This is a genomic window from Enterobacter cloacae complex sp. 372C4 (assembly GCF_050030615.1).
Classification (GTDB): Bacteria; Pseudomonadota; Gammaproteobacteria; order Enterobacterales; family Enterobacteriaceae; genus Enterobacter; species Enterobacter intestinihominis.
This window is the reverse complement of sequence record NZ_JBLGUQ010000001.1, coordinates 467,527-494,144: the sequence shown is the minus strand read 5'-3', so window position 1 is coordinate 494,144 and position 26,618 is coordinate 467,527. Positions and strand designations below refer to the sequence as shown.

28 protein-coding genes are annotated in these 26,618 nt (G+C 56.7%); 24 read left to right on the top strand and 4 right to left on the bottom strand.

Annotated features, from left to right (window positions below; genetic code table 11):
- Positions 1 to 198 precede the first annotated feature (198 nt).
- Positions 199 to 684, top strand: coding sequence for a phosphohistidine phosphatase SixA (sixA, locus tag ACQG11_RS02370; protein WP_003861375.1), 486 nt, complete (start codon positions 199 to 201; stop codon positions 682 to 684).
- Positions 685 to 730: 46 nt separating this feature from the next.
- Here the strand turns inward: sixA and smrB are convergent, their stop codons facing one another.
- Positions 731 to 1,282, bottom strand: coding sequence for an endonuclease SmrB (smrB, locus tag ACQG11_RS02365; RefSeq protein ID WP_022648866.1), 552 nt, complete (start codon positions 1,280 to 1,282; stop codon positions 731 to 733).
- A gap of 145 nt (positions 1,283 to 1,427) precedes the next feature.
- Here smrB and prmB point away from each other — a divergent pair, with 145 nt between their 5' ends.
- From prmB to ACQG11_RS02335, 6 genes are read left to right on the top strand one after another with little or no spacing between them, the layout of a single operon-like run.
- Positions 1,428 to 2,360, top strand: coding sequence for a 50S ribosomal protein L3 N(5)-glutamine methyltransferase (prmB, locus tag ACQG11_RS02360; protein WP_022648865.1), 933 nt, complete (start codon positions 1,428 to 1,430; stop codon positions 2,358 to 2,360).
- A 60-nt stretch (positions 2,361 to 2,420) separates the two neighbouring features.
- Positions 2,421 to 3,506, top strand: coding sequence for a chorismate synthase (aroC, locus tag ACQG11_RS02355; protein ID WP_023306656.1), 1,086 nt, complete (start codon positions 2,421 to 2,423; stop codon positions 3,504 to 3,506).
- Positions 3,507 to 3,508: 2 nt separating this feature from the next.
- The gene (mepA, locus tag ACQG11_RS02350) at positions 3,509 to 4,333 is read left to right on the top strand and encodes a penicillin-insensitive murein endopeptidase (RefSeq protein WP_003861385.1); all 825 of its coding nucleotides are present in this window, start codon (positions 3,509 to 3,511) and stop codon (positions 4,331 to 4,333) included.
- The gene (locus ACQG11_RS02345) at positions 4,333 to 5,142 is read left to right on the top strand and encodes a sulfite exporter TauE/SafE family protein (protein ID WP_022648863.1); all 810 of its coding nucleotides are present in this window, start codon (positions 4,333 to 4,335) and stop codon (positions 5,140 to 5,142) included. Before mepA ends, ACQG11_RS02345 begins: the two co-directional genes overlap by 1 nt.
- Positions 5,142 to 5,687: an elongation factor P hydroxylase gene (locus tag ACQG11_RS02340; protein ID WP_023300646.1), complete on the top strand. Its 546-nt coding sequence runs from the start codon at positions 5,142 to 5,144 to the stop codon at positions 5,685 to 5,687. The genes ACQG11_RS02345 and ACQG11_RS02340 overlap by 1 nt, the downstream gene beginning before the upstream one ends.
- 13 nt (positions 5,688 to 5,700) lie before the next feature.
- Positions 5,701 to 5,976, top strand: coding sequence for a YfcL family protein (locus tag ACQG11_RS02335; RefSeq protein ID WP_022648861.1), 276 nt, complete (start codon positions 5,701 to 5,703; stop codon positions 5,974 to 5,976).
- Positions 5,977 to 6,041: 65 nt separating this feature from the next.
- Here the strand turns inward: ACQG11_RS02335 and mnmC are convergent, their stop codons facing one another.
- Positions 6,042 to 8,039, bottom strand: coding sequence for a bifunctional tRNA (5-methylaminomethyl-2-thiouridine)(34)-methyltransferase MnmD/FAD-dependent 5-carboxymethylaminomethyl-2-thiouridine(34) oxidoreductase MnmC (gene mnmC, locus ACQG11_RS02330; protein ID WP_023300645.1), 1,998 nt, complete (start codon positions 8,037 to 8,039; stop codon positions 6,042 to 6,044).
- 158 nt (positions 8,040 to 8,197) lie between these two features.
- On the opposite strand from mnmC, the gene fabB reads away from it, so the two are divergent.
- Together fabB and ACQG11_RS02320 are read left to right on the top strand one after the other, a co-directional pair.
- A complete protein-coding gene (gene fabB, locus ACQG11_RS02325; protein WP_022648859.1) occupies positions 8,198 to 9,415 on the top strand; it encodes a beta-ketoacyl-ACP synthase I in 1,218 nt (405 codons plus the stop codon).
- A gap of 68 nt (positions 9,416 to 9,483) precedes the next feature.
- Positions 9,484 to 10,662: an MFS transporter gene (locus ACQG11_RS02320; protein ID WP_426728143.1), complete on the top strand. Its 1,179-nt coding sequence runs from the start codon at positions 9,484 to 9,486 to the stop codon at positions 10,660 to 10,662.
- Between the two features lie 84 nt (positions 10,663 to 10,746).
- Here ACQG11_RS02320 and flk read toward each other — a convergent pair whose 3' ends face one another.
- Positions 10,747 to 11,751, bottom strand: a complete 1,005-nt coding sequence (gene flk / locus ACQG11_RS02315; protein ID WP_045621148.1) for a flagella biosynthesis regulator Flk — start codon at positions 11,749 to 11,751, stop codon at positions 10,747 to 10,749.
- Positions 11,752 to 11,862: 111 nt separating this feature from the next.
- On the opposite strand from flk, the gene pdxB reads away from it, so the two are divergent.
- The 15 genes from pdxB (at position 11,863) to hisP (ending at position 25,964) form a co-directional block, all read left to right on the top strand.
- Positions 11,863 to 12,999 (top strand): 4-phosphoerythronate dehydrogenase PdxB, encoded by a 1,137-nt coding sequence (pdxB, locus tag ACQG11_RS02310; protein ID WP_023306650.1) that lies wholly within the window; start codon positions 11,863 to 11,865, stop codon positions 12,997 to 12,999.
- 67 nt (positions 13,000 to 13,066) lie between these two features.
- Positions 13,067 to 14,080 (top strand): aspartate-semialdehyde dehydrogenase, encoded by a 1,014-nt coding sequence (locus tag ACQG11_RS02305; RefSeq protein WP_032623846.1) that lies wholly within the window; start codon positions 13,067 to 13,069, stop codon positions 14,078 to 14,080.
- Positions 14,080 to 14,892: a tRNA pseudouridine(38-40) synthase TruA gene (gene truA, locus ACQG11_RS02300; protein ID WP_001286071.1), complete on the top strand. Its 813-nt coding sequence runs from the start codon at positions 14,080 to 14,082 to the stop codon at positions 14,890 to 14,892. Before ACQG11_RS02305 ends, truA begins: the two co-directional genes overlap by 1 nt.
- 28 nt (positions 14,893 to 14,920) lie before the next feature.
- Positions 14,921 to 15,580: a DedA family protein gene (locus ACQG11_RS02295; protein ID WP_426728142.1), complete on the top strand. Its 660-nt coding sequence runs from the start codon at positions 14,921 to 14,923 to the stop codon at positions 15,578 to 15,580.
- Positions 15,581 to 15,734: 154 nt separating this feature from the next.
- Positions 15,735 to 16,640 (top strand): acetyl-CoA carboxylase, carboxyltransferase subunit beta, encoded by a 906-nt coding sequence (gene accD, locus ACQG11_RS02290; RefSeq protein WP_022648854.1) that lies wholly within the window; start codon positions 15,735 to 15,737, stop codon positions 16,638 to 16,640.
- 70 nt (positions 16,641 to 16,710) lie between these two features.
- On the top strand, positions 16,711 to 17,979 hold the full coding sequence (folC, locus tag ACQG11_RS02285) for a bifunctional tetrahydrofolate synthase/dihydrofolate synthase (protein WP_426728141.1): 1,269 nt from the start codon (positions 16,711 to 16,713) through the stop codon (positions 17,977 to 17,979).
- On the top strand, positions 17,969 to 18,664 hold the full coding sequence (gene dedD, locus ACQG11_RS02280) for a cell division protein DedD (protein WP_017383444.1): 696 nt from the start codon (positions 17,969 to 17,971) through the stop codon (positions 18,662 to 18,664). The genes folC and dedD overlap by 11 nt, the downstream gene beginning before the upstream one ends.
- A 253-nt stretch (positions 18,665 to 18,917) precedes the next feature.
- Positions 18,918 to 19,406, top strand: a complete 489-nt coding sequence (gene cvpA, locus ACQG11_RS02275) for a colicin V production protein (RefSeq protein ID WP_000262116.1) — start codon at positions 18,918 to 18,920, stop codon at positions 19,404 to 19,406.
- Between the two features lie 33 nt (positions 19,407 to 19,439).
- Positions 19,440 to 20,957: an amidophosphoribosyltransferase gene (gene purF / locus ACQG11_RS02270; protein ID WP_008502595.1), complete on the top strand. Its 1,518-nt coding sequence runs from the start codon at positions 19,440 to 19,442 to the stop codon at positions 20,955 to 20,957.
- An 89-nt stretch (positions 20,958 to 21,046) separates the two neighbouring features.
- The gene (locus tag ACQG11_RS02265) at positions 21,047 to 21,616 is read left to right on the top strand and encodes a UbiX family flavin prenyltransferase (RefSeq protein ID WP_015572254.1); all 570 of its coding nucleotides are present in this window, start codon (positions 21,047 to 21,049) and stop codon (positions 21,614 to 21,616) included.
- Positions 21,617 to 21,906: 290 nt separating this feature from the next.
- On the top strand, positions 21,907 to 22,689 hold the full coding sequence (argT, locus tag ACQG11_RS02260; RefSeq protein WP_154123354.1) for a lysine/arginine/ornithine ABC transporter substrate-binding protein ArgT: 783 nt from the start codon (positions 21,907 to 21,909) through the stop codon (positions 22,687 to 22,689).
- Positions 22,690 to 22,913: 224 nt separating this feature from the next.
- Entirely contained in the window at positions 22,914 to 23,696 is a 783-nt protein-coding gene (gene hisJ, locus ACQG11_RS02255) for a histidine ABC transporter substrate-binding protein HisJ (protein WP_003861421.1), read from the top strand.
- A gap of 88 nt (positions 23,697 to 23,784) precedes the next feature.
- Positions 23,785 to 24,471: a histidine ABC transporter permease HisQ gene (locus ACQG11_RS02250; protein ID WP_006811404.1), complete on the top strand. Its 687-nt coding sequence runs from the start codon at positions 23,785 to 23,787 to the stop codon at positions 24,469 to 24,471.
- The gene (locus ACQG11_RS02245; protein ID WP_003861424.1) at positions 24,468 to 25,181 is read left to right on the top strand and encodes an ABC transporter permease; all 714 of its coding nucleotides are present in this window, start codon (positions 24,468 to 24,470) and stop codon (positions 25,179 to 25,181) included. The genes ACQG11_RS02250 and ACQG11_RS02245 overlap by 4 nt, the downstream gene beginning before the upstream one ends.
- A gap of 9 nt (positions 25,182 to 25,190) precedes the next feature.
- Positions 25,191 to 25,964, top strand: a complete 774-nt coding sequence (gene hisP, locus ACQG11_RS02240; protein ID WP_003861426.1) for a histidine ABC transporter ATP-binding protein HisP — start codon at positions 25,191 to 25,193, stop codon at positions 25,962 to 25,964.
- A 140-nt stretch (positions 25,965 to 26,104) separates the two neighbouring features.
- Here hisP and ACQG11_RS02235 read toward each other — a convergent pair whose 3' ends face one another.
- Positions 26,105 to 26,614, bottom strand: a complete 510-nt coding sequence (locus ACQG11_RS02235; RefSeq protein WP_038416458.1) for a GNAT family N-acetyltransferase — start codon at positions 26,612 to 26,614, stop codon at positions 26,105 to 26,107.
- Positions 26,615 to 26,618 lie beyond the last annotated feature (4 nt).

The following is a 26,618-nucleotide window of genomic DNA, read 5'->3' as shown; positions in this document are numbered from 1 at the left end:
GGTAAATCCTGAGGTGATGGAACCTGTTCTGGCGAAATTGTAAACAGAGATTGACTATACTTACGCCATTGAGGTAAAAAACAGCGTTTCATTCACCGAATGGATCAGGCACAATGCCCGGCCATCGGGTTTTCTACCTCAGAGCATTAATCGCGGGTAGTTAACGCCGGTGATTCTGGTTAACAAAAGCGGTGCAATATGCAAGTTTTTATCATGCGTCACGGCGACGCGGCACTCGATGCCGCCAGTGACTCAGTACGTCCTTTAACCGTCTGTGGCTGCGACGAATCCCGTCAGATGGCGACATGGCTTAAAGGTCAAAAAGTGGACATTGAACGCGTTCTGGTGAGTCCGTTCCTGCGGGCAGAACAGACGCTGGATGTGGTAGGGGAGTGTATGAACCTGCCATCCAGTGTGGATGTTCTCCCTGAACTCACGCCGTGTGGCGATGTTGGCCTTGTCAGTGCTTACCTTCAGGCGCTGTGCAACGAAGGTGTCGCTTCCGCACTGGTCATTTCCCACCTGCCGCTGGTCGGCTATCTGGTATCTGAGCTGTGCCCGGGCGAAACGCCGCCGATGTTCACAACGTCCGCCATTGCCAACGTCACCCTCGACGAAACCGGCAAAGGGGTCTTTAACTGGCAAATGAGTCCATGCAACCTGAAGATGGCTAAAGCCATCTGACGTGACGTGCGATATGGCGGGGTGCCGCGTGCCTCCCGCCATCCTGTCAGGGCAACTCTGGCGGCTGCCACTCCTCAACTTCAATCAACACCAGCAATGCGGCATCTCCGCCGTACTCTTTTGGTGCCTGATGAAAAGCCATTACGTGCGGATGCTGAGCCAGCCACAGCGGCGTCTGTTGTTTGAGAATATGTTTGCCGTGACCGTGCATCACGCAGGCGCAAAAAACATGCTCGCGTCGGCACGCCGCGATCAACGCCCCTAGCTCCTGCTTCGCCTGCATCTGGGTCAACCCGTGCAGATCGAGGAACAGCTCCGGCGAGTAATCTCCCCGGCGTAATTTTTTCAGTTCAAAATGGCTGACGTCTTCGCGCACGTATTTCACCGCGCCCTGCGTATTTAGCAGCGGCTGAAACTCATCTGAAAAATAGTGGCTGTTATCGGCCTGCTCCTGAAGCAACCGTTTGACCGGAACCTCGCTGATTTTTTTACGCTGCGGGCGATGGACAATGGTGTCGTGCGTGATTTTACGCGTCCCGGTCATCAGCTGACGGAAGAGAGCCTGATCCTCCTCGCTGAGCGATGTTTTCTTTTTCATTCGTCATTCTCATCTCGTATTTCCGATAGTGTACCCGACTAAACGCATTTTTTAACCTCAAGCGACACGCGTCATTGCTGATTTATCGCCGTCTTCATGGCAAACTAGCCGCCGAAAATTATGCAAGCATGCCCTGGAGGAAAGAGTGGATAAAATTTTTGTCGATGAAGCAGTAAACGAGCTGCATACCATACAGGACATGTTGCGCTGGTCGGTTAGCCGCTTCAGCGCCGCCAATATCTGGTACGGACACGGCACCGATAACCCGTGGGATGAGGCCGTCCAGCTGGTGCTGCCGTCACTCTACCTGCCGCTGGATATTCCGGAAGACATGCGCACCGCGCGCCTGACCTCCAGTGAAAAACACCGCATCGTTGAGCGCGTGATCCGTCGCGTGAACGAGCGTATTCCGGTGGCTTACCTGACCAACAAAGCCTGGTTCTGCGGCCATGAGTTCTATGTTGATGAGCGTGTGCTGGTGCCGCGTTCGCCGATTGGCGAGCTGATCAACAACCACTTTGACGGCCTGATTAACCATCAGCCGCAGCACATACTTGATATGTGCACCGGCAGCGGCTGCATCGCGATTGCCTGCGCGTACGCCTTCCCGGAAGCGGAAGTGGACGCCGTCGATATCTCCACCGACGCGCTGGCCGTCACCGAACATAACATTGAAGAGCACGGCTTGATCCATCACGTCACGCCTATCCGCTCTGACCTGTTCCGCGACCTGCCGACGCTGCAATACGACCTGATCGTCACCAATCCACCGTACGTGGATGCCGAAGACATGTCCGATCTGCCGAACGAGTACCGTCACGAGCCGGAGCTGGGCCTGGCGTCAGGCTCTGACGGGCTGAAGCTGACCCGCCGCATCCTGGCCTGCGCGCCGGATTATCTGACCGACGATGGCGTTCTGATTTGTGAAGTGGGTAACAGCATGGTACATCTGATAGAGCAGTACCCGGATGTGCCGTTCACCTGGCTTGAGTTCGACAACGGCGGTGACGGCGTCTTTATGCTGACCAAAACGCAACTGCTTGATGCACGCGAATACTTCAGCATTTACAAAGATTAATCCAGCGGGCTTCGGCCCGTTTCACAACGCTCAAACACAAACAACAACATCGGAGCCGTGATGGCAGGAAACAGTATTGGACAGGTATTCCGTGTGACCACCTTTGGCGAGTCGCACGGTCTGGCACTGGGTTGTATCGTTGATGGCGTCCCGCCAGGCATCGAACTGACCGAAGCCGATTTACAGCATGACCTTGACCGTCGTCGTCCGGGTACCTCTCGCTACACCACGCAGCGTCGCGAGCCGGACCAGGTCAAAATTCTCTCCGGCGTTTTTGAAGGCCGTACCACCGGGACCAGCATTGGTCTGCTGATTGAAAACACCGATCAGCGCTCCCAGGACTACGGCGCGATTAAAGACGTCTTCCGTCCGGGCCACGCCGACTATACCTACGAACAAAAATATGGCTTTCGCGACTATCGCGGCGGCGGACGTTCTTCCGCGCGTGAAACCGCGATGCGCGTGGCGGCAGGTGCGATTGCCAAAAAATATCTCCAGCAGAAATTCGGCATCGTTATCCGCGGCTGTCTGACCCAGATGGGCGACATTCCGCTGGCAATCAAAGACTGGGATCAGGTAGAACTTAACCCGTTCTTCTGCGCCGATGCCGACAAGCTGGACGCGCTGGACGAGCTGATGCGTGGCCTGAAAAAAGAGGGCGACTCCATTGGTGCGAAAGTCACCGTGGTGGCCGACGGTGTGCCGGCTGGCTGGGGCGAGCCGGTATTTGACCGCCTCGACGCTGACATCGCCCACGCGCTGATGAGCATCAACGCGGTGAAAGGCGTTGAAATCGGCGACGGTTTTGACGTGGTTAAGCTTCGCGGCAGCCAGAACCGCGACGAAATCACGAAGGCGGGTTTCCAGAGCAACCATGCGGGCGGCATTCTGGGCGGCATCAGCAGCGGGCAGCAAATTATTGCCAATATCGCGCTGAAGCCAACGTCCAGCATTACCGTGCCGGGCCACACGATTAACCGCTCAGGCGATGAAGTAGAGATGATCACCAAAGGACGGCACGATCCATGCGTGGGGATCCGCGCGGTACCGATCGCAGAAGCGATGCTGGCGATCGTGCTGATGGATCACTTCCTGCGCCAGCGCGCGCAGAATGCGGATGTGACGACCACCATTCCACGCTGGTAACTATGAAAAAAACCGCAATCGCTCTGCTGGCGCTGCTGGCCAGTGGAGCAAGCCTGGCCGCCACGCCGTGGCAGAAAATCACCCACCCGGTAGCGGGAAGCGCGCAGTCCATTGGCGCTTTCTCCAATGGGTGTATCGTCGGCGCGCAGGAACTTCCGCTGCAGTCGGACACCTATCAGGTGATGCGCACCGACCAGCGCCGTTACTTCGGCCATCCTGACCTGGTACTGTTTATTCAGCGTCTTGGCAACCAGGTGCATAACCTGGGGCTGGGGACGATGCTGATTGGCGATATGGGGATGCCTGCAGGTGGTCGCTTCAACGGCGGTCACGCCAGCCACCAGACCGGACTGGATGTGGACATCTTCCTGCAACTGCCGAAAACGCGCTGGAGCTCAGCGCAGCTGCTGAAACCGCAGGCGCTGGATCTGGTCTCGGCCGACGGTAAACGGGTCGTAGCCTCGCGCTGGTCGCCGGAAATTTCCAGCATGATTAAACTGGCGGCAGAGGATAACGACGTCACACGGATCTTTGTTAACCCGGCCATCAAGCAGCAGCTTTGCCTGGATGCGGGAACGGATCGCGACTGGCTGCGTAAAGTGCGCCCGTGGTTCCAGCACCGGGCGCATATGCATGTTCGCCTGCGCTGCCCGGCGAACAGCCTGGAATGTGAAGATCAGCCGCTGCCACCGCCTGGCGATGGTTGTGGTTACGAACTGCAAAGCTGGTTTGAACCGGCCAAGCCTGGAACCTCTAAGCCTGAGAAGAAGACACCGCCTCCGTTGCCGCCTTCCTGCCAGGCGCTACTGGATGAGCATGTACTTTAATGGATAATTTCGTCGATCTGTTTATGGTGTCACCGCTGCTGCTGGCGGTGCTCTTTTTTGTTGCGATGTTAGCCGGATTTATCGATGCCCTGGCGGGCGGTGGCGGGTTGCTCACCGTTCCGGCGCTGCTGGCGGCAGGCATGAGCCCTGCCCAGGCGCTTGCCACCAACAAACTCCAGGCATGCGGCGGTTCGCTCTCCTCATCGCTCTACTTTGTTCGGCGCAAAGTGGTGAATCTCGCCGATCAGAAGCTCAATATCCTGATGACGTTTATTGGCTCGACGGCGGGCGCGCTGCTGGTCCAGCACGTACAGTCCGACATTCTGCGCCAGATCCTGCCGATTCTGGTTATCTGTATTGGCCTCTATTTCTTACTGATGCCAAAGCTCGGCGAGGAAGACCGGGCGCGGCGACTGCACGGCCTGCCGTTTGCGCTGATTGCCGGTGGCTGCGTCGGTTTTTACGACGGCTTCTTTGGTCCGGGAGCAGGCTCGTTTTACGCGCTGGCATTCGTGACGCTGGCCGGGTTCAACCTCGCCAAATCCACCGCCCACGCCAAAGTCCTCAACGCAACCTCCAACGTTGGCGGTCTGCTGCTGTTTATCATTGGCGGCAAGGTTATCTGGGCTACCGGATTTGTGATGATGGCGGGGCAGTTTTTGGGCGCGCGCGCAGGCTCGCGTCTGGTATTAAGCAAAGGGCAAAAGCTGATCCGCCCGATGATTGTTGTTGTATCGGCGGTGATGAGCGCCAAACTTCTTTATGACAGCCATGGACAGGAGATCCTCACCTGGTTGGGGATGAACTAATGAACAGTACGCATAAATACGAACAGCTGATTGAGATCTTCGACAGCTGTTTTGCTGATGATTTTAATACCCGTCTGATTAAAGGCGACGACGAACCGATCTATCTTCCTGCTGATGACCAGGTTTCATACAACCGCATCGTCTTTGCCCACGGCTTTTACGCCAGCGGTTTGCACGAGATTTCGCACTGGTGCATCGCGGGGAAAGCGCGTCGCGAGCTGGTGGACTTTGGTTACTGGTACTGCCCGGACGGGCGCGACGCCGCCACCCAGGGGCAGTTCGAAGATGTGGAGGTGAAACCGCAGGCGCTGGAGTGGCTGTTCTGCGTGGCGGCGGGTTTCCCGTTCAACGTCAGCTGTGACAACCTTGAAGGCGACTTCGAGCCAGACCGTATCGTCTTCCAGCGCCGCGTGCATGCGCAGGTGATGGAATATCTTGAGAAAGGCATCCCGGAACGTCCGGCACGCCTGATCGAGGCTTTACAAAATTATTACCATACGCCGGAGATCACGGCGGAATGCTTCCCGTGGCCGGAAGATTTATAACAGAGGAAAGAAGATGATCGCAGAATTTGAATCACGCATTCTGGCGTTAATTGATGACATGGTGGAACACGCCAGCGATGATGAGCTGTTCGCCAGCGGTTATCTGCGTGGTCACCTGACGCTGGCGGTAGCCGCGCTGGAAGCCGGGGACGATCACTCTGCCGACGCCGTTCACGCGGAAGTTACTCGCAGCCTTGAAAAAGCCATTCTGGCCGGGGAACTGTCTCCACGCGACCAGTCTTTAGTGCTGGGCATGTGGGACAATTTGTTCCAGCAGGCTAAACGCTAAGTTGCCGCCTTCTCTTCCCTCTCCCTTTTGGGGAGAGGGCCAGGGTGAGGGCACCAGACCGCACCCTACTTAACCCTTTTCCCCTTCAGCAATTTCCGCACCCACAGTCGGTTCGGATTCAGCCCCGCGAGCGTAACCCTGTCCAGCGGAACCGGCTCATCGCTCATTTGCGCGGCTAGCACTTCAGCCAGCAATGGCGCGGAGCATAATCCCCGCGAGCCTAAGCCACCCAACATAAACAGTTCCGGATAAACGGGCGCACTTACCGCCGTTTCTTTGTTGTCTGCAAGATCCTGATAGACTTCAAGCGTGGCGTCATAGTCCGGCACGTTTCCCGCCATCGGCAGGTGATCGCGGGTAGCGCAGCGTACGCCGCAGCGCGCCTGACCCTCACTGACATCAACCTCTTTCGCCCACGACGCATTCGGGAAACAGTCGAGCAGGCGCTGGCGGTTTTGCTGCTGATCCGCTTCGCTGTACTGCATATCTGTTTCACCGCGATGATAGCTGGCACCGATGCAGTGATGGCCGTTGGACGGATTTTGCGGCGTCGCGTAGCCGTCGTAACACAGCACCTGACGCAGTTTGCTCAGTTCGGGCGCGGTCGGGATATGGCTCACCTGGCCGCCGACTGGATAAACCGGCAATGACGCTGTCTGGGTAAACTGAGTGATGTGATGTCCGTTGGCCAGCACAACGCTGGCATGCTGCGACGCTTTGCCGTCAGCAAAACGCAGTTCCCAGTGCGCAGTGCGGCTTAGCGATTGAACCTTATGGGCATAATGCACTGTCAACCCACGCGACTGCCCGAGGGCTATCGCCGCAGAAGTCAGTTCAGCCGGACATAGCCAGCCGCCGAGTGGATACTGAATTCCGCCGCAGCCGGTGTCGACGCCAGCGGTCTCAGCAACCTGCTGAGCCGTCACGGCATGGGCGATGGTTTCCGGCAGCCCCAGCGACAACATTTGGGTGATTTTCTGTTGGCTCTTCTCATCCCAGCCCAACTGCGTCACACCGCACCAGTCGTGGTCGAACGCAACCGGCAGGCTATCGTAAAGGCGACGAGCAAACGTAAACGCAGCCGGGAAGAACTGGAACAGTGCGGGATCGTGTGAACTTAATAAGGGATAAAGCGCGCCCTGACGGTTGCCTGATGCACCCATCGCCGGTGCCTCGTCAGCGCAGTAGAGCGTCACCTGCCAGCCACGGTGCAGCAGAGCCAGTGAGAGCAGGGCGCTGGCAATACCTCCGCCCACAATGGCGACCTCACGCGACGCACTGGGGCGGCGAGCAAACCAGGGTGCCTGTGCCGGGATCGCCAGATCCTGCTCCATCACCCCCACCAGCATGTCGCGTTTGCGGCCAAAGCCTTTGGTTTTCCGCATGGTAAACCCCGCCTCCTGCAACCCACGGCGGACAAAGCCCGCCGAGGTGAAGGTGGCAAGCGTCGCGCCCGGGCGTGCCAGACGTGCCATTGCGCTGAACAGGTGCGGACTCCACATGTCAGGGTTTTTGGCGGGCGCAAAACCGTCCAGGAACCAGGCGTCCACTTTCTGATGCATTGAGTCATCGAGCTTATCGGTCAGGTCGTTAATGTCGCCAAGCCACAGGTCGAGCGTGACGCGTCCGTCGTCCAGAATCAGACGATGACAGCCGCCGATAGCCGGTGGCCACTGGGCCTGAAGCTGTTCCGCCCAGTGGGCAAGCTCCGGCCAGCGCTGATGGGCAAGCCGCAGATCGTGTGCGGTAAGCGGAAATTTTTCGAAACTGATGAAATGTAATCTTTGTAAGGTAGCCTCGGGGTGTGCAGCGCGAAACTGGTCGAAGGCCTGCCAGAGGGTCAAAAAATTCAGCCCGGTGCCGAAACCGCTCTCCGCGACGACAAACAGGCTGCGCGGATGCTCAGGGAAGCGGGTGCTGAGATGATTTCCTTCGAGGAAGACATAGCGCGTCTCTTCCAGTCCGTTATCATTAGAAAAGTAGACGTCATCAAAATCTCGGGAAACAGGTGTACCCTCAGCGTTGAATTCTAGGTTGGCAGGTTGTATGGCGTTTTGTTTCACGTAAGTTACTCGTCCGACAGGCAGTGGCACGATCTTAGCGATGTGAGCCCATCGGTGCAAATTTCCACAGAAAATCGCTGATCGGACTTGTTCGGCGTACAAGTGTACGCTATTGTGCGACTCGAAACTTTTTATAGTGCGACTTACAGAGGTATTGAATGAAACGTGCAGTGATTACTGGCCTGGGCATCGTTTCCAGCATCGGTAATAACCAGCAGGAAGTCCTGGCATCTCTGCGTGAAGGACGCTCCGGGATCACTTTCTCTGAAGAGTTTAAAGATTCTGGAATGCGTAGCCACGTATGGGGTAACGTTAAACTGGATACCACCGGTTTAATTGACCGTAAAGTGGTTCGTTTCATGAACGATGCCTCTATCTACGCCTATCTTTCCATGCAGGAAGCGATCAAGGATTCTGGTCTGAGCGAAGACGCTTACCAGAACAACCCACGCGTGGGCCTGATTGCAGGCTCCGGCGGTTCCTCTAAAGCTCAGGTGTTCGGTGCTGACGCCATGCGCAGCCCGCGCGGCCTGAAAGCGGTCGGTCCATATGTTGTGACCAAAGCCATGGGTTCAGCGGTTTCCGCGTGCCTGGCAACGCCGTTCAAAATCCACGGTGTGAACTACTCCATCAGCTCCGCATGTGCGACCTCCGCACACTGTATCGGTAATGCGGTTGAGCAGATCCAGCTGGGCAAACAGGACATCGTATTTGCTGGCGGTGGCGAAGAGCTGGGCTGGGAAATGGCCTGTGAGTTCGACGCGATGGGCGCACTGTCCACCAAATACAACGAAACGCCAGACAAAGCATCCCGTACCTATGATGCACACCGCGACGGTTTTGTTATCGCTGGCGGCGGCGGTATGGTTGTGGTTGAAGAGCTGGAACACGCGCTGGCGCGTGGCGCGCACATCTACGCTGAGATCGTGGGCTACGGCGCAACGTCTGACGGCGCTGACATGGTTGCTCCATCCGGCGAAGGCGCGGTGCGCTGCATGAAGATGGCGATGCACGGCGTTGATACCCCAATCGACTACCTGAACTCCCACGGCACCTCAACGCCGGTAGGTGACGTGAAAGAGCTGGGTGCGATCCGTGAAGTGTTCGGCGACAACAGTCCGGCGATCTCTGCAACCAAAGCCATGACCGGTCACTCTCTGGGTGCGGCGGGCGTGCAGGAAGCGATCTACTCTCTGCTGATGCTGGAAAACGGCTTTATCGCGCCAAGCATCAACATCGACGAGATGGACGAGCAGGCGGCAGGCCTGAACATCGTGACCGAAACCACCGAACGTGAGCTGACGACCGTTATGTCCAACAGCTTCGGTTTCGGCGGCACCAACGCCACGCTGGTGATGCGTAAGCTGAAAGCGTAAGCGTTTGAAGATATAGTAGAAGGGAGCCACGCGGCTCCCTTTTTTTTTGCCTGAACACGGAGTTATGCATGAAGGCTGTTACCCCTGAGAAGAGCGCTCCTTCCGGGAACCTTTCCCTTTTCCGCATCGCCTTTGCGGTGTTTCTGACCTACATGACCGTTGGTCTGCCGCTGCCGGTGATCCCCTTGTTCGTTCACCAGGAGCTGGGCTATGGCAACACCATGGTCGGTATTGCGGTGGGCATTCAGTTTTTAGCGACGGTATTAACCCGGGGCTACGCCGGTCGCCTCGCGGATCAGCACGGCGCAAAACGCTCGGCGTTGCAGGGCATGTTTGCCTGCGGGCTGGCGGGGGGAGCCTGGCTGCTGGCGGCGCTGTTGCCGATAGATGCAGCGTATAAATTCGCGCTGCTGATGGCAGGGCGCCTGATCCTCGGCTTTGGCGAAAGCCAGCTGCTGACCGGCACCCTGACCTGGGGAATGGGGCTGGTGGGACCTGCGCGTTCCGGAAAAGTGATGTCCTGGAACGGGATGGCGATTTACGGCGCGCTGGCGGCAGGCGCACCACTGGGGCTGCTGATCCACAGCCAGTTTGGTTTTGCGGTGCTGGCAGGCACCACCATGGTATTACCGCTGCTGGCGTGGGCGTTTAACGGTTCGGTGCGCAAGGTGCCCGCCCATAAAGGCGAGCGTCCTTCGCTGTGGAGCGTGGTGGGGCAAATCTGGCAACCGGGGCTTGGGCTGGCGCTTCAGGGAGTGGGCTTTGCGGTTATCGGTACCTTCGTCTCCCTCTATTTCATGAGCCGCGGCTGGGCGATGGCGGGCTTTACGCTGACGGCCTTTGGCGGCGCGTTTGTATTGATGCGCGTGCTGTTTGGCTGGATGCCGGATCGCTTTGGCGGCGTGAAGGTGGCGGTGGCGTCACTGGTCATTGAGACCGTGGGTCTGGTACTGCTCTGGCAGGCGCCGTCCGCATCCGTTGCGCTGCTGGGTGCGGCGTTAACCGGCTGCGGCTGCTCACTGATCTTCCCGGCGCTGGGCGTTGAAGTGGTTAAGCGCGTGGCTCCGCAGGTGCGCGGCACGGCGCTGGGCGGCTATGCGGCGTTTCAGGATATCTCTTACGGCATCACCGGGCCGCTGGCGGGGCTGCTTGCAACGTCGTTTGGCTATCCTTCCGTATTTCTCGCCGGTGCGGTGTCAGCGGTGGTGGGGATTGTGGTGACGCTGGTGGCGTTTCGCAGGTCGTAGTTTTTGCCCGGTGGCGCTCCGCTTACCGGGCCTACAACCGCGCGAACCGTAGGCCGGGTAAGGCGTAGCCGCCACCCGGCAGTTTTAAGCAACCAGCCAGAAAATCGCCAGCGCAATCAGCAACGCGATAAACATCAATCCCGGACGGGCAGAAAGCGTCTTGAACGTGTCAACAACGGGGGCAAACAGCGGGTTGTAGATCGGCTGAATGTTTCTTACCTCCGGCACGCCGCCTTCCCGCTCGGCGCGGCGAACGAAGATCTGATTCAGTAAATCCTGTACCTGCGCGGTGGTCAGCACCGTTTGCGGTGTCGCCTGCCAGCTCTGCTGGGCGTAATCCCGGATCATATCGAACTCGTGCGGTTCCAGCGGTTGTTTCAGTGCCGCCTGTACGCTGTGCAGGGTCGGAGCGCTCTGGGTGCTGAGCGTCTGACGCGCCTGGAGCCAGGTGACCAGATGGGTAAACTGTTTTGCCGGGATCATCTCGCCCGCTTTCACACCGGAAAGTTCCAGCATGGATTGCCAGATAAGCTTTGTCGGTTCGCCGGTGGCGGCAGCCAGCTTAGTGACCATCTGCTTGAGCGTATTATGCTCCGCAGGCTGTAATGGCCGCTCTGTAGACGGGCGCTGTTGCGGCTGCGGGATAGAAAGCTGATTGCTTTGCAGCAGGGTCAACACGGTTTTCAGCTGTTCCGGCGAAAGCTGGCTCAGGGCGGTATGACCGTATTGCTGACGGATAAAATCACTCACCGCCTGACGATTATTCCCCTGGCCCAACAGCTCGGTCAGCTGCGAGATAATCTGGCGGGTAGTATGTTGCTGCTGTGCGCTGGTAAGACGCTGGTTCAGGTTTTGTTCGGCGGCAGGGAAATGGCGCGACTGTAGCGGCGCATCGTTTCTGACGCCCAAATCGTGCTTAACGCCGGCCCATACCTCTGCGTTTTGCTGTGAGGTCAACGCAATAAGACGCGTGATAAGACGCTCCAGTACGGTGCGTTGCTGCGTGGAGAGCGGTTGTTCGCCTGGCGTGTTGGGCGTTACGGGGCCTTCACCCGGAGGGCGCGGAGGCGTACCTGAAATGGGCTGCATCGTCAAAAATCCTTAAAGTCAAACTCTGCGTAACCGGGCGGAGATATATGCCCGGCGGCGAGATTATGGCACACTTGGCAGGTTTACTTCCTCTCAAACAGGTACTCAGACGTGAAAATCCTCGTTGATGAAAATATGCCTTACGCCCGTGAGCTGTTCAGCCGCCTGGGTGAGGTTAAGGCTGTCCCTGGTCGCCCGATTCCGGTCAGCGAACTGGACGATGCAGACGCCCTGATGGTGCGCTCGGTGACCAAAGTAAATGAGGCGCTGCTCACCGGCAAAGGGGTTAAATTTGTCGGGACGGCAACGGCCGGGACCGATCATGTGGATGACCAGTGGCTTAAGCAGGCGGGGATTGGTTTTTCCGCGGCACCAGGCTGTAACGCCATTGCCGTCGTGGAATATGTATTCTCCTCGCTATTGATGCTGGCCGAGCGCGATGGTTTTGCGCTGAAAGACCGCACCGTCGGGATTGTGGGTGTGGGCAACGTGGGCGGACGTCTGCAAAAGCGTCTGGAAGCCTGGGGCATCCGCACTCTGCTGTGCGATCCGCCGCGTAAGGATAACGGCGATGAGGGCGATTTCCGCACGCTGGATGAGCTGGTCGACGAGTGCGACGTCATCACCTTCCATACGCCGCTCTTTAAAGAAGGGCCGTACAAGACTCTGCACCTGGCCGACGAAAAGCTGATCCGCCGTCTGAAGGCTGGCACTATTCTGATAAATGCCTGCCGGGGACCGGTGGTGGATAACGCGGCGCTGCTGACATGTCTCGACGAGGGTCAAGATCTTAGCGTCGTACTGGACGTCTGGGAGCCAGAGCCGGATCTCAACGTCGCATTGCTGAATAAGGTGGACGTGGGTACCGCGCATATCGCGGGTTATACCCTTGAAGGCAAAGCGCGTGGCACAACCCAGGTGTTTGAGGCTTACAGCGCCTTTATCGGCCATCCGCAGCAGGTAGCGCTGGATACGCTGCTGCCCGCCCCGGAATTTGGTCGCATTACCCTTCATGGACCGCTGGATGAGGCAACGCTGAAAAGACTGGTGCATTTGGTGTATGATGTGCGCCGCGATGACGCGCTGCTGCGTAAAGTGGCGGGTATTCCGGGTGAGTTTGACAAGCTGCGCAAAAATTACCTTGAGCGCCGCGAGTGGTCCTCCCTGTATGTGATGTGCGATGACGCCCCCGCGGCGGCGCTGTTGCATCAGCTGGGATTTAACGCCGTTCACCACCCGGCACGTTAATGTCTTCTTAATGCTCCCTGTCGGATATTCCGGCAGGGACGCTTTTTTATTTCTGGAGTAAACCACCATGTCTGAAGGCTGGAACATTGCCATTTTGGGTGCCACTGGCGCCGTGGGCGAAGCCCTGCTTGAAACCCTTGCTGAGCGTCAGTTCCCGGTGGGCGACATTTACGCGCTGGCGCGTACCGACAGCGCAGGAGAACATCTGCGTTTCGGCGGGAAATCCGTGATGGTGCAGGATGCCGCCGCGTTTGACTGGACACAGGCTCAGCTGGCGTTTTTTGCCGCAGGTGCGGAAGCCACGGCATCCTACATTGAAGAAGCGACCAATTCAGGCTGTCTGGTGATCGACCTGAGCGGTCTGTTCTCCCTGGAGCCGGATGTGCCGTTGGTGGTGCCGGACGTCAACCCGTTTGTGCTGGCTGACTACCGCAACCGCAATATCATTGCAGTACCGCACAGCCTCACCAGCCAGCTGCTGACCGCGCTGAAGCCGCTGATCGACGACGGTGGCCTGTCGCGTATTTCCGTGACCAGCCTGCTGTCAGCCTCCGCTAACGGCAAAAAAGCCGTAGACGCACTGGCAGGGCAGAGCGCGAAGCTGCTGAACGGTATCCCGATCGACGAAGATGATTTCTTTGGCCGCCAGCTGGCGTTCAACATGCTGCCGCTGCTGCCGGATCGTGAAGGTTCGGTGCGGGAAGAGCGTCGTATCGTCGATGAAGCACGCAAAATTCTGCAGGATGACGGTCTGATGATCTCCGCGAACGTCGTGCAGTCTCCGGTCTTTTACGGCCATGCGCAGATGGTCGGGTTTGAAGCCCTGCGTCCGCTGGCGGCTGAAGAAGCCCGCGACGCGTTTGGCCGCGGAGAGGACCTTGTCCTGTCCGAAGAGAGTGAATTCCCGACGCAGGTGGGCGACGCTACCGGCAGCGCGCATCTCTCTGTGGGCTGCGTGCGTAACGATTACGGTATGCCTGAGCAGGTGCAGTTCTGGTCCGTTGCCGACAACGTGCGTTTTGGCGGCGCGCTGATGGCGGTCAAAATCGCGGAAAAACTGGTGCAGGAGTATCTGTACTGATGTCAGATGTGGAACAAAAGCCGGTCCACAGAATTGCCCTCGGCATTGAATACGATGGCAGTAAATACTATGGCTGGCAGCGGCAGAATGAGGTGCGCAGCGTCCAGGAGAAGCTGGAGAAAGCGCTCTCTCAGGTGGCGAATGAACCGATAAGCGTCTTCTGTGCGGGCCGCACCGATGCCGGCGTTCACGGCACGGGGCAGGTGGTGCATTTTGACACCACCGCCGTGCGCAAAGACGCGGCCTGGACGCTGGGTGTAAATGCGAATTTGCCTGGTGACATTGCCGTGCGTTGGGTGAAAGCTGTGCCGGATGATTTTCACGCGCGTTTCAGTGCGACGGCGCGGCGCTACCGTTATGTCATCTACAACCAGCGCCTGCGCCCGGCGGTGTTAAGCCAGGGCGTGACGCATTTTTATGAACCGCTGGATGCAGAACGTATGCAGCGTGCGGCGCAGTGTCTGATTGGAGAGAATGATTTTACGTCGTTTCGTGCGGTGCAGTGTCAGTCCCGTACGCCGTGGCGTAACGTCATGCACATTAACGTCAGTCGTTATGGCGCGTATGTGGTGGTGGATATCAAAGCCAATGCCTTTGTACATCATATGGTGCGGAATATTGTAGGCAGCCTGATGGAAGTGGGCGCCGGACACCAGCCGGAGAGCTGGATTGCAGAACTGCTGGCAGCGAAGGACAGAACGCTTGCGGCAGCAACGGCGAAAGCGGAAGGTCTGTATCTGGTTTCGGTGGATTACCCGGACCGGTTCGACCTGCCAAAACCGCCAATGGGCCCGCTGTTTTTAGCGGACTAAACAAAGGCGCAATTAGGGCTTAGACAATATGGACGTAATACGTTTTCTGATTGATTTCATCCTGCACATTGATGTTCACCTGGCGGAGCTGGTCGCGCAGTACGGCGTCTGGGTATACGCCATTCTGTTCCTCATTCTGTTCTGTGAAACCGGCCTTGTGGTTACGCCGTTCCTGCCGGGAGATTCACTGCTGTTCGTGTCGGGCGCGTTATCCGCACTGCCAACGAATGACCTGAATGTCCACCTGATGGTCGTCCTGATGATCATCGCCGCGATTATTGGTGATGCGGTCAACTACACTATCGGGCGGGTGTTTGGCGAGCGGTTGTTCAGTAATCCGGACTCGAAGATTTTCCGCCGCAGTTATTTAGATAAGACCCATGCGTTCTATGAGCGCCATGGCGGTAAAACCATTATCCTTGCCCGTTTTGTGCCTATTGTGCGCACATTTGCACCGTTTGTGGCGGGAATGGGTCACATGTCCTATCGTCATTTTGCCATGTACAACGTGGTGGGCGCGCTGCTGTGGGTACTGCTGTTTACCTATGCGGGCTACCTGTTTGGCGATCTGCCGGTGGTTCAGGAAAACCTTAAGTTACTGATTGTAGCGATTATTGTGCTTTCCGTTCTGCCGGGTGTGATCGAAATTATTCGTCACAAACGCGCGGCGGCAAAACAAGCGAAGTAAATGCACGCTGGCGGTTCGACCACTTTTTTATCCAAAGTTTCGGGCTGTTATGTTTTAATGTGCAACATTCATGGTCTGTTGGAGGCAAAAATGGCATTATTCGCCTCTTACAGCAAAACTGGCATACGACCAGGTTCAGGCAGAAAGGTTATCAATGAGCTGGATTGAACGAATTAAAAGCAACATTACCCCAACGCGTAAAGCGAGCATTCCTGAAGGGGTATGGACGAAGTGTGATAGCTGCGGCCAGGTTCTGTATCGCGCAGAGCTGGAACGCAATCTTGAGGTGTGTCCGAAGTGTGACCACCATATGCGTATGTCGGCGCGCAACCGCCTGCATAGCCTGCTGGACGAAGGTTCTCTGGTAGAACTGGGCAGCGAACTGGAGCCAAAAGATGTGCTTAAGTTCCGCGACTCCAAAAAATACAAAGATCGTCTGGCCTCTGCACAGAAAGAGACCGGCGAGAAAGACGCGCTGATCGTCATGAAAGGCACCCTGCATGAGATGCCGGTGGTTGCCGCCGCGTTTGAGTTCGCCTTTATGGGCGGCTCAATGGGCTCTGTTGTTGGTGCGCGTTTCGTGCGTGCCGTTGAGCAGGCGCTGGAAGACAACTGCCCGCTGATCTGCTTCTCTGCCTCCGGTGGCGCACGAATGCAGGAAGCGCTGATGTCCCTGATGCAGATGGCGAAAACCTCTGCCGCGCTGGCGAAAATGCAGGAGCGCGGTCTGCCGTACATCTCGGTACTGACCGACCCAACCATGGGCGGCGTTTCTGCAAGCTTCGCGATGCTGGGCGACCTGAACATCGCTGAGCCAAAAGCGCTGATCGGCTTTGCCGGTCCTCGCGTTATCGAGCAGACCGTACGTGAGAAACTGCCGCCGGGCTTCCAGCGCAGTGAGTTCCTCATTGAGAAGGGTGCTATCGACATGATCGTCCGCCGCCCGGAGATGCGCCTCAAACTGGCAAGCGTCCTGGCGAAGCTGATGAATCTGCCGTCGCCGAGCCCGGACGAGCCGCGCGAAGGCGTGGTGGTACCGGATCAGGAACCCGAGGCCTGATAACTGAAAAGGGCAGGGCCAAATGGCGCTGCCCTTTTGCTTTCTAAACCGTTAATGACAACCGGGCATCATGGAAAATAAAAGCATTCCTCAAGCCACGTCGCCCCTGGCCGCGTGGCTTTCTTATCTGGAAAACCTGCACAGTAAAACTATCGACATGGGCCTTGAGCGCGTAAGCCAGGTTGCCGCGCGCCTTGACGTGCTGAAACCTGCGCCTTTCGTGTTTACCGTGGCCGGCACTAACGGTAAAGGCACCACCTGCCGTACGCTGGAATCTGTCCTGATGGCAGCCGGTTATAAGGTAGGCGTTTACAGCTCGCCGCACCTGGTGCGCTACACCGAGCGCGTGCGGGTGCAAAACACCGAGCTGGCCGAATCGGCCCATACGGCGTCGTTTGCCGCTATCGAAGCCGCGCGCGGCGATACCTCATTAACCTATTTCGAATACGGCACCCTGTCGGCGCTGTGGCTGTTTAAGCAGGCGCAGCTGGACGTGGTGATCCTGGAAGTGGGGCTGGGCGGGCGTCTGGATGCCACCAATATGGTAGATGCGGATGTCGCCGTCGTCACCAGCATCGCGCTGGATCACACCGACTGGCTGGGGCCCGACCGCGAAAGCATTGGCCGTGAGAAGGCCGGTATTTTCCGGGCCAATAAGCCTGCCGTGGTTGGCGAACCGGACATGCCGCATACCATCGCTGAAGTGGCGAAAGAGAAGGGTGCTCGACTGCTGCGTCGCGGCGTGGACTGGCAGTATGAGGTGCAGGACAACGGCTGGCGCTTCAGCGATGCGCAGGGCGTGCTGGAGAATCTGCCGCTGCCGCAGGTGCCACAGCCTAACGCGGCGACTGCGCTGGCAGCCCTGCGCGCCAGCGGATTAGCGGTAAGCGAGCAGGCAATCCGCGATGGCATTCAGAACGCACTGTTACCGGGACGTTTTCAGATTGTGAGTGAGTCACCGCGTCTGATTCTGGATGTTGCACATAACCCGCATGCGGCGGCGTACCTCGCAGGACGTCTCAAATCGTTACCAAAAACCGGGCGCGTGCTGGCGGTTATCGGTATGCTTCATGATAAAGATATCGGCGGCACGCTGGCCTGCATGGAGAGTGTGGTCGATAGCTGGTATTGTGCTCCTCTGGAAGGGCCGCGCGGCGCGACTGCTGAGCAGTTGATGGAACATCTCGGCAAAGGCGAAATCTACAGCAGTGTGGTTTCGGCCTGGCGTGCCGCGATGGCGGAGGCTAAACCAGAAGATACCGTGCTGGCGTGTGGGTCATTCCACACGGTGGCACATGTCATGGAAGTGATGGACGCGGGGAGAACCGGTGGCGAGTAAGTTTCAGAACCGTTTAACAGGAACCATTGTGCTGGTCGCGCTCGGGGTGATTATTCTCCCGGGATTGCTCGACGGGCAGAAAAAGCATTACCAGGATGAATTTGCGGCCATTCCGCTGGTACCCAAACCGGGCGATCGCGACGAGCCCGATATGCTGCCAGCGGCAACGCAGGCGCTGCCAGCCCAGCCGCCTGAAGGCGCAGCGGAAGAGGTGCGCGCAGGTGATGCAGCCGCGCCGTCTCTTGATCCGTCGCGTCTGGCCGCGAATAACAACGTTGAAATCGATCCTGTACCGGTAGAGCAACCCAAACCGGTTGAAAAACCGAAGCCGGTAGAGAAAACGCAGCCTAAACCGCAGCGTGACAAAGCCGACGAGCAGCTGGCTGCGGCAACGGAAACGCCGCCACCGGCCAAACAGACCCAGCAGGAGGCCGCCCCTACGGGTAAAGCCTATGTCGTTCAGCTTGGTGCATTGAAAAATGCAGATAAGGTCAATGAGATTGTGAGTAAACTGCGCGGCGCGGGATACCGTGTTTATACTTCACCCACCACGCCGGTACAGGGTAAAATTACCCGTATCCTCGTGGGGCCGGATGCGTCTAAAGATAAGCTCAAAGGTTCGCTTGGCGAACTGAAGCAGATCTCCGGCCTGAGCGGTGTGGTGATGAACTACAGCGCAAACTGATAAGGCTCCCCTCACCCCGGCCCTCTCCCCAAAGGGGAGAGGGTGCAAATAATTCCCTCTCCCCTTTGGGGAGAGGGTTAGGGTGAGGGGGAGAAAGCAGACGTCCACAGAGACGTCAGGCGGAGGGGCGTTGAGCATTTTTTCAGCGCCTTTTTTATTTACGCGTGGGAAGGAAATCCCTACGCAAACGTTTTCTTTTTCTGTTAGAATTCGCCCCGAACTGGATGACAGGGCGTTTAATCGTGGGACACATATGGTCTGGATTGATTACGCCATCATTGCGGTGATTGGTTTTTCCTGTCTGGTTAGCCTGATCCGTGGCTTTGTTCGTGAAGCGTTATCGCTGGTAACCTGGGGTTGTGCTTTCTTTGTTGCCAGTCATTACTACACTTACCTGTCTGTCTGGTTCACGGGCTTTGAAGATGAACTGGTCCGAAACGGAATCGCCATCGCGGTGCTGTTTATCGCGACGCTGATTGTCGGCGCTATCGTCAATTACGTGATAGGTCAGTTGGTCGAGAAAACCGGTCTGTCAGGAACGGACAGGGTGCTCGGCATCTGTTTCGGCGCGTTGCGAGGCGTGCTCATTGTGGCCGCGATCCTGTTCTTCCTGGATACCTTTACCGGGTTCTCCAAAAGTGAAGACTGGCAAAAATCGCAGCTCATTCCGGAGTTCAGCTTCATCATCAGATGGTTCTTTGACTATCTGCAAAGCTCGTCGAGTTTCTTGCCCAGGGCATAAACCCTGAGATGTGGCTTAACGAGGAAAAGACGAATGTGCGGTATTGTCGGTATCGCCGGTTTCATGCCGGTAAACCAGTCGATTTATGACGCGTTAACGGTGCTTCAGCACCGTGGGCAGGATGCTGCGGGTATCATCACCATTGATGCAAACAACTGCTTCCGTTTACGCAAGGCGAACGGCCTGGTAAACGATGTGTTTGAAGCCCGCCATATGCAGCGTCTGCAAGGTAATATGGGGATCGGTCACGTTCGTTATCCTACTGCTGGTAGTTCCAGCGCCTCTGAGGCTCAGCCTTTTTACGTTAACTCCCCGTATGGCATCACGCTTGCCCACAATGGCAATCTGACCAATGCCCACGAGCTGCGTAAAAAGCTGTTTGAAGAGAAACGTCGCCACATTAATACCACCTCTGATTCTGAAATCCTGCTCAATATCTTTGCCAGCGAGCTGGATAACTTCCGCCATTATCCGCTGGAAGCAGACAACATTTTTGCCGCCGTTGCCGCGACTAATCGCCAGATCCGTGGCGCGTACGCTTGCGTGGCGATGATTATCGGTCACGGCATGGTGGCCTTCCGCGATCCAAACGGCATTCGCCCGCTGGTGCTCGGCAAACGTGACCTCGGCGATGGCCGTTCCGAGTACATGGTTGCCTCCGAAAGCGTGGCGCTGGACACGCTGGGCTTCGAATTCCTGCGTGATGTCGCGCCAGGCGAAGCGGTCTACATCACCGAGAAGGGCCAGCTGTTTACCCGCCAGTGCGCCGACAACCCGGTGAGCAACCCGTGCCTGTTCGAATACGTTTACTTCGCGCGTCCGGACTCGTTCATCGACAAAATTTCCGTTTACAGCGCGCGCGTCAACATGGGGACGAAGCTGGGCGAGAAGATTGCCCGCGAGTGGGACGATCTCGACATCGACGTCGTGATCCCAATCCCTGAAACCTCTTGTGATATCGCGCTGGAAATTGCCCGTATTCTGGACAAGCCGTACCGTCAGGGCTTCGTGAAAAACCGCTACGTTGGCCGCACCTTTATCATGCCGGGCCAGCAGCTGCGTCGTAAGTCCGTACGTCGTAAGCTAAACGCTAACCGTGCCGAGTTCCGCGACAAGAATGTGCTGCTGGTGGACGACTCCATTGTGCGCGGCACGACGTCTGAGCAGATCATCGAGATGGCGCGTGAGGCCGGGGCGAAGAAAGTATATCTCGCCTCCGCAGCGCCGGAAATTCGCTTCCCGAACGTGTATGGCATTGATATGCCAACCGCTAATGAGCTGATTGCGCATGGCCGTGAAGTGGATGAGATTCGCCAGATCATCGGGGCCGACGGCCTGATTTTCCAGGATCTGAACGATCTGATCGACGCGGTGCGCGCCGAGAACCCGGATATTCAGCAGTTCGAATGCTCGGTATTCAATGGGATCTACGTGACAAAAGACGTAGACCAGCAGTATCTCGACTACCTTGATTCTCTGCGTAACGACGATGCGAAAGCCGTCCAGCTGCAAAACGATCTCGAAAGCTTAGAGATGCACAACGAAGGTTGATGCTCCGGCAAGTGAGGGCGAATGCCCTCACTTGCAACTCCCCGTAAAATCCTGCACAGTCAGCCCTGAAATCAGCAAGGGCAAAAATCATGAAACGACTCATTGTAGGGATCAGCGGTGCCAGCGGCGCGATTTATGGCGTCCGGCTGTTACAGGTGCTGCGTGACGTTGCTGGCGTAGAAACCCATCTGGTGATGAGCCAGGCGGCGCGTCAGACCCTCTCTCTTGAAACCGATCTCTCTCTGCGCGACGTTCAGGCGCTGGCTGATGTTGTCCACGATGCCCGCGATATCGCCGCCAGCATCTCTTCGGGCTCGTTTAAAACGGCCGGCATGGTTATTTTGCCCTGTTCGATTAAAACCCTCTCCGGTATCGTAAACAGCTATACCGACACGCTGGTGACGCGTGCGGCGGACGTGGTGCTGAAAGAGCGTCGTCCTCTGGTGCTCTGCGTGCGGGAAACGCCGCTGCACCTGGGACATCTGCGTTTAATGACGCAGGCAGCCGAACTGGGAGCTGTGATAATGCCGCCGGTCCCCGCGTTCTATCATCGTCCGCAAACGCTGGACGATGTCATCAACCAGACCGTTAACCGCGTGCTGGATCAGTTCGATATAGACCTGCCGGAAGATCTCTTTACCCGCTGGCAGGGGGCGTGAGGCTGTGCACAAACAAGGTGCATGAAATGACTGTTTGCCCTGTTTCAGGGCAAAACTGCAACCGCGATCATATCCTCGACATTTAATTCGCTTTTTCCCTTTTTCTCTTTCCGGTTCGTTCGGCAGACCTGCTATCTTTCACCATTAAGGCAGTATCGCAACGTTTTATTAACATATTTAACGTCGTAGTTTTAACCCGACGACAATGTGGCATAAGACCTGCAAGAGCAGCCTGCAACACAACACACAACATAAACCATAATAAAATCACGGTTCTTGAGGGTAAATGTATGAAGAAGACGGTTCTGGCTCTGTCTTTGCTCGTGGGCTTGAGTGCAGCAGCAAGTAGCTATGCAGCGCTACCACAGACAGTTCGTATCGGTACAGACGCAACCTACGCGCCTTTCTCCTCCAAGGATGCGAAAGGCGACTTCGTGGGGTTTGATATCGATCTGGGAAATGAGATGTGCAAACGCATGGAAGTGAAATGCACATGGGTGGGCAGTGACTTTGACGCGCTGATCCCGTCGCTGAAAGCCAAGAAAATTGATGCCATTATCTCTTCTCTCTCCATCACGGAAAAACGTCAGCAGGAGATCGCCTTCTCAGAGAAGCTCTACGCTGCCGACTCACGTTTGATTGCCGCGAAAGGCTCGCCAATCCAGCCGACCATCGACTCGCTGAAAGGCAAACATGTTGGCGTGCTTCAGGGCTCGACCCAGGAAGGTTACGCCAATGCTAACTGGCGCGAGAAAGGCGTCGATGTGGTCGCTTACCAGAACCAGGATCTGATCTACTCTGACCTGGCGGCAGGCCGTCTGGATGCCGCGTTTCAGGATGAAGTCGCCGCGAGCGAAGGCTTCCTGAAACAGCCTGCGGGTAAAGAGTACGCCTTTGCCGGCCCGTCGGTGAAAGACAAAAAATACTTTGGCGACGGCACCGGTATTGGTCTGCGTAAGGATGATACCGAGCTGAAAGCCGCCTTCGACAACGCGTTTAATGAGCTGCGTAAAGACGGTACCTACGACAAACTGGCGAAGAAATACTTTGATTTCAACGTCTACGGTGATTAATACCTGAATGAGATGCACTGATGTGGTGCATCTTTAGGGGAAGTGTTCCAGTATGGTGCAAGCAATGCACCATATTGGACCGCCGTGTGCATAGTTAAGCATTTTAAATGCAAAAATTCCCGTTCAGAGGCATTAATCTTTGCCTGAGTGAGGGGATTAATGGCACATTAACGGCACCCCGTAGTCGTAAAATCTCGTATTTAGACAGTTTGTTGAGGACAGATATGAAAAAACTGGTGTTGTCACTTTCTCTGGTACTGGCCTTTTCCAGCGCCACCGCAGCATTCGCAGCCATTCCGCAGAAAATTCGTATTGGGACTGACCCAACCTACGCGCCTTTCGAATCGAAAAATGCGAAGGGGGAACTGGTCGGTTTTGACATCGATCTGGCTAACGAGCTGTGCAAACGCATTAAAGCGCAATGTACCTACGTTGAAAACCCGCTGGACGCGCTAATCCCGTCCCTGAAAGCGAAAAAAATTGACGTGATCATGTCCTCCCTGTCTATCACCGAAAAACGTCAGCAGGAGATTGCCTTCACGGACAAACTCTATGCGGCGGACTCACGTCTGGTGGTGGCGAAATCTTCTGACATTCAGCCAACCCTTGAATCTCTGAAGGGCAAACGCGTGGGCGTGTTGCAGGGTACGACGCAGGAAACCTACGGTAACGAGCACTGGGCGCCAAAGGGGATTGAAATTGTCTCTTACCAGGGCCAGGAAAACATCTACGCAGACCTGACGGCAGGCCGTATTGACGCGGCATTCCAGGATGAAGTGGCGGCAAGCGAAGGCTTCCTGAAACAGCCTGTGGGTAAAGATTACAAGTTCGGGGGGCCGTCCATTAAGGACGAAAAACTCTTTGGCGTTGGTACCGGTATGGGCCTGCGGAAAGAAGACAACGAACTGCGTGAAGCCCTGAACAAAGCGTTCGCCGAGATGCGCGCGGACGGCACTTACGACAAGCTGGCGAAAAAGTACTTCGATTTTAATGTTTACGGCGGCTAATCGCCCCGTCTGATAACGTGCGGCCCCTCCCGTTGCGGGAGGGGAAAAGACACGGTTCCACCACTCACGAGACGACAGGGCACGCGGTATGCTGTACGGATTTTCTGGCGTTATTTTACAGGGCGCGCTTGTCACCCTTGAGCTGGCTATCAGCTCCGTGGTGCTGGCGGTGCTGATAGGCCTGGCGGGCGCGGGGGCAAAGTTATCCGCCAACAGACCGCTGGCGCTGATATTTGAAGGCTATACCACGCTGATTCGCGGCGTGCCTGACCTGGTGCTGATGCTGCTGATCTTTTATGGCCTGCAAATCGCACTTAACGGCGTCACGGATGCCATCGGCATGGATCAGATCGATATCGACCCGATGGTGGCCGGTATTATTACCCTTGGTTTTATCTACGGTGCTTATTTCACTGAGACCTTTCGCGGCGCTTACATGGCCGTGCCGAAAGGGCACATTGAAGCGGCGACCGCCTACGGTTTTACCTCCTCACAAACGTTTCGCCGGATCATGTTCCCGGCCATGATGCGCTACGCGCTGCCGGGCATCGGTAACAACTGGCAGGTTATTCTCAAGGCAACGGCGCTGGTCTCCCTGCTGGGTCTGGAAGATGTGGTGAAGGCCACGCAGCTGGCGGGTAAAAGCACCTGGGAACCGTTCTATTTTGCGGTAGTCTGCGGCGTAATCTATCTGGTCTTTACGACCGTCTCCAATGGTGTGCTGCTTCTGCTCGAACGTCGCTACTCCGTGGGTGTGAAGAGGGCTGACCTGTGATTGAGATTATTCAGGAGTACTGGAAATCCCTGCTGTGGACGGATGGCTACCGCTTTACTGGCGTGGCGATCACGCTGTGGCTGCTGATCTCCTCGGTGGTCATGGGCGGCATTCTGGCGGTGTTTCTCGCCATTGGCCGCGTGTCGAACAATAAATTTATCCAGTTTCCGATCTGGCTGTTCACCTACGTGTTTCGCGGTACGCCGCTGTACGTGCAGCTGCTGGTGTTCTATTCCGGAATGTACACGCTGGAGATCGTGAAAGGCACCGAGATGCTGAACGCGTTCTTCCGCAGCGGTCTGAACTGTACGGTGCTGGCGCTGACCCTTAATACCTGCGCTTATACCACCGAAATCTTCGCCGGGGCCATTCGTTCCGTGCCGCACGGTGAGATTGAGGCGGCGCGCGCGTACGGCTTCTCGTCCGTGAAGCTCTATCGCTGTATTATTCTGCCTTCAGCGCTGCGCATTGCGCTGCCGGCGTACAGCAACGAAGTGATTTTAATGCTGCATTCGACGGCACTGGCGTTTACCGCCACGGTGCCGGATCTGTTAAAGATTGCCCGCGATATTAACTCTGCCACCTACCAGCCGTTTACGGCGTTTGGTATTGCGGCAGTGCTCTATTTGATCATTTCTTACGTCCTGATCAGCCTGTTCCGTAAGGCTGAAAAACGCTGGTTGCAGCATATAAAACCGTCGACGCACTGAGAATTTATGATGGCTGAGAACAAATTAAACGTAATTGATTTGCACAAGCGCTACGGCGAACATGAAGTGCTGAAAGGGGTGTCGCTGGAGGCTAACGCGGGCGACGTGATCAGTATTATCGGCTCATCAGGTTCGGGTAAAAGTACCTTCCTGCGCTGCATCAACTTCCTCGAAAAGCCGAGCGAAGGATCGATTGTGGTGAGCGGACAGAACATCAACATGGTCCGTGATAAAGACGGTCAGCTTAAAGTGGCGGATAAAAACCAGCTGCGCCTGCTGCGTACGCGTCTGACAATGGTATTCCAGCACTTCAATCTCTGGAGCCACATGACGGTGCTGGAGAACGTGATGGAAGCGCCGGTTCAGGTGCTCGGCTTAAGCAAGCAGGAAGCCCGCGAGCGTGCGGTGAAATACCTGGCGAAAGTGGGGATCGACGAGCGGCAGCAGATCAAATATCCGGTGCACCTGTCAGGGGGACAGCAGCAGCGTGTTTCCATCGCCCGCGCGCTGGCGATGGAGCCGGAAGTATTGCTGTTTGACGAACCGACTTCCGCGCTGGACCCGGAACTCGTTGGCGAAGTGCTGCGCATCATGCAGAAGCTGGCGGAAGAGGGCAAAACGATGGTGGTTGTGACGCACGAGATGGGCTTCGCCCGTAACGTTTCTAACCACGTTATCTTCCTGCATCAGGGCAAGATTGAGGAGCAGGGGCATCCGGACGAAGTGCTGGCGAACCCGCAAAGCCCGCGTTTGCAGCAGTTCCTGAAAGGCTCGTTGAAGTAATCTTTCGCCTTTCTCCCTCTCCCTGTGGGAGAGGGACGGGGTGAGGGCATCAGCCCCAGAGCCGCCCAATTGCCCGGTGGCGCTTCGCTTTCCGGGCCTACAAAAACCGTAGGCCGGGCAAACGCAGTGTCGCCCGGCATTCAGACCGCACCACACTCCAGCCGATACACCCAGTCGTCATACCGTACGCCGTTAATCTCGTACGCCTTCTCCAGTACCTGCGTGCGCACAAAACCTGCTTTCTCAAGAACCCGCACCGACCCAACGTTATCCGCCAGCACGTACGCGTTTATCGCCTTCACGCCCGTCTGGTTAAATGCATACTCACACACCGCCCGCAGCGCCTCGCTGGCAATGCCTTTTCCCTGCGCGTCAGGCACAACCGTGTAGCCAATATCCGCCTCTTCACGGTTCGCCGCACTGATTTGCAGGCCGATATCCCCGAGCGGCGTAACGTCGTTATGCAGACGGATCACAAAGACATGCTCCGCCATCAGGCGCGCGGCAAATACGCGGCGCGTCTCTTTTTCAGGCATGATAGCGGCCATATAGCGCATGATGTTGGGGTCTTCGCGCAGAGAGCGAAAGAACGCCCAGTCAGAAGGTTCGAAAGGGGTGAGGTGAAGCCGGGTTGTGGTGATGGTTGCCATAGTT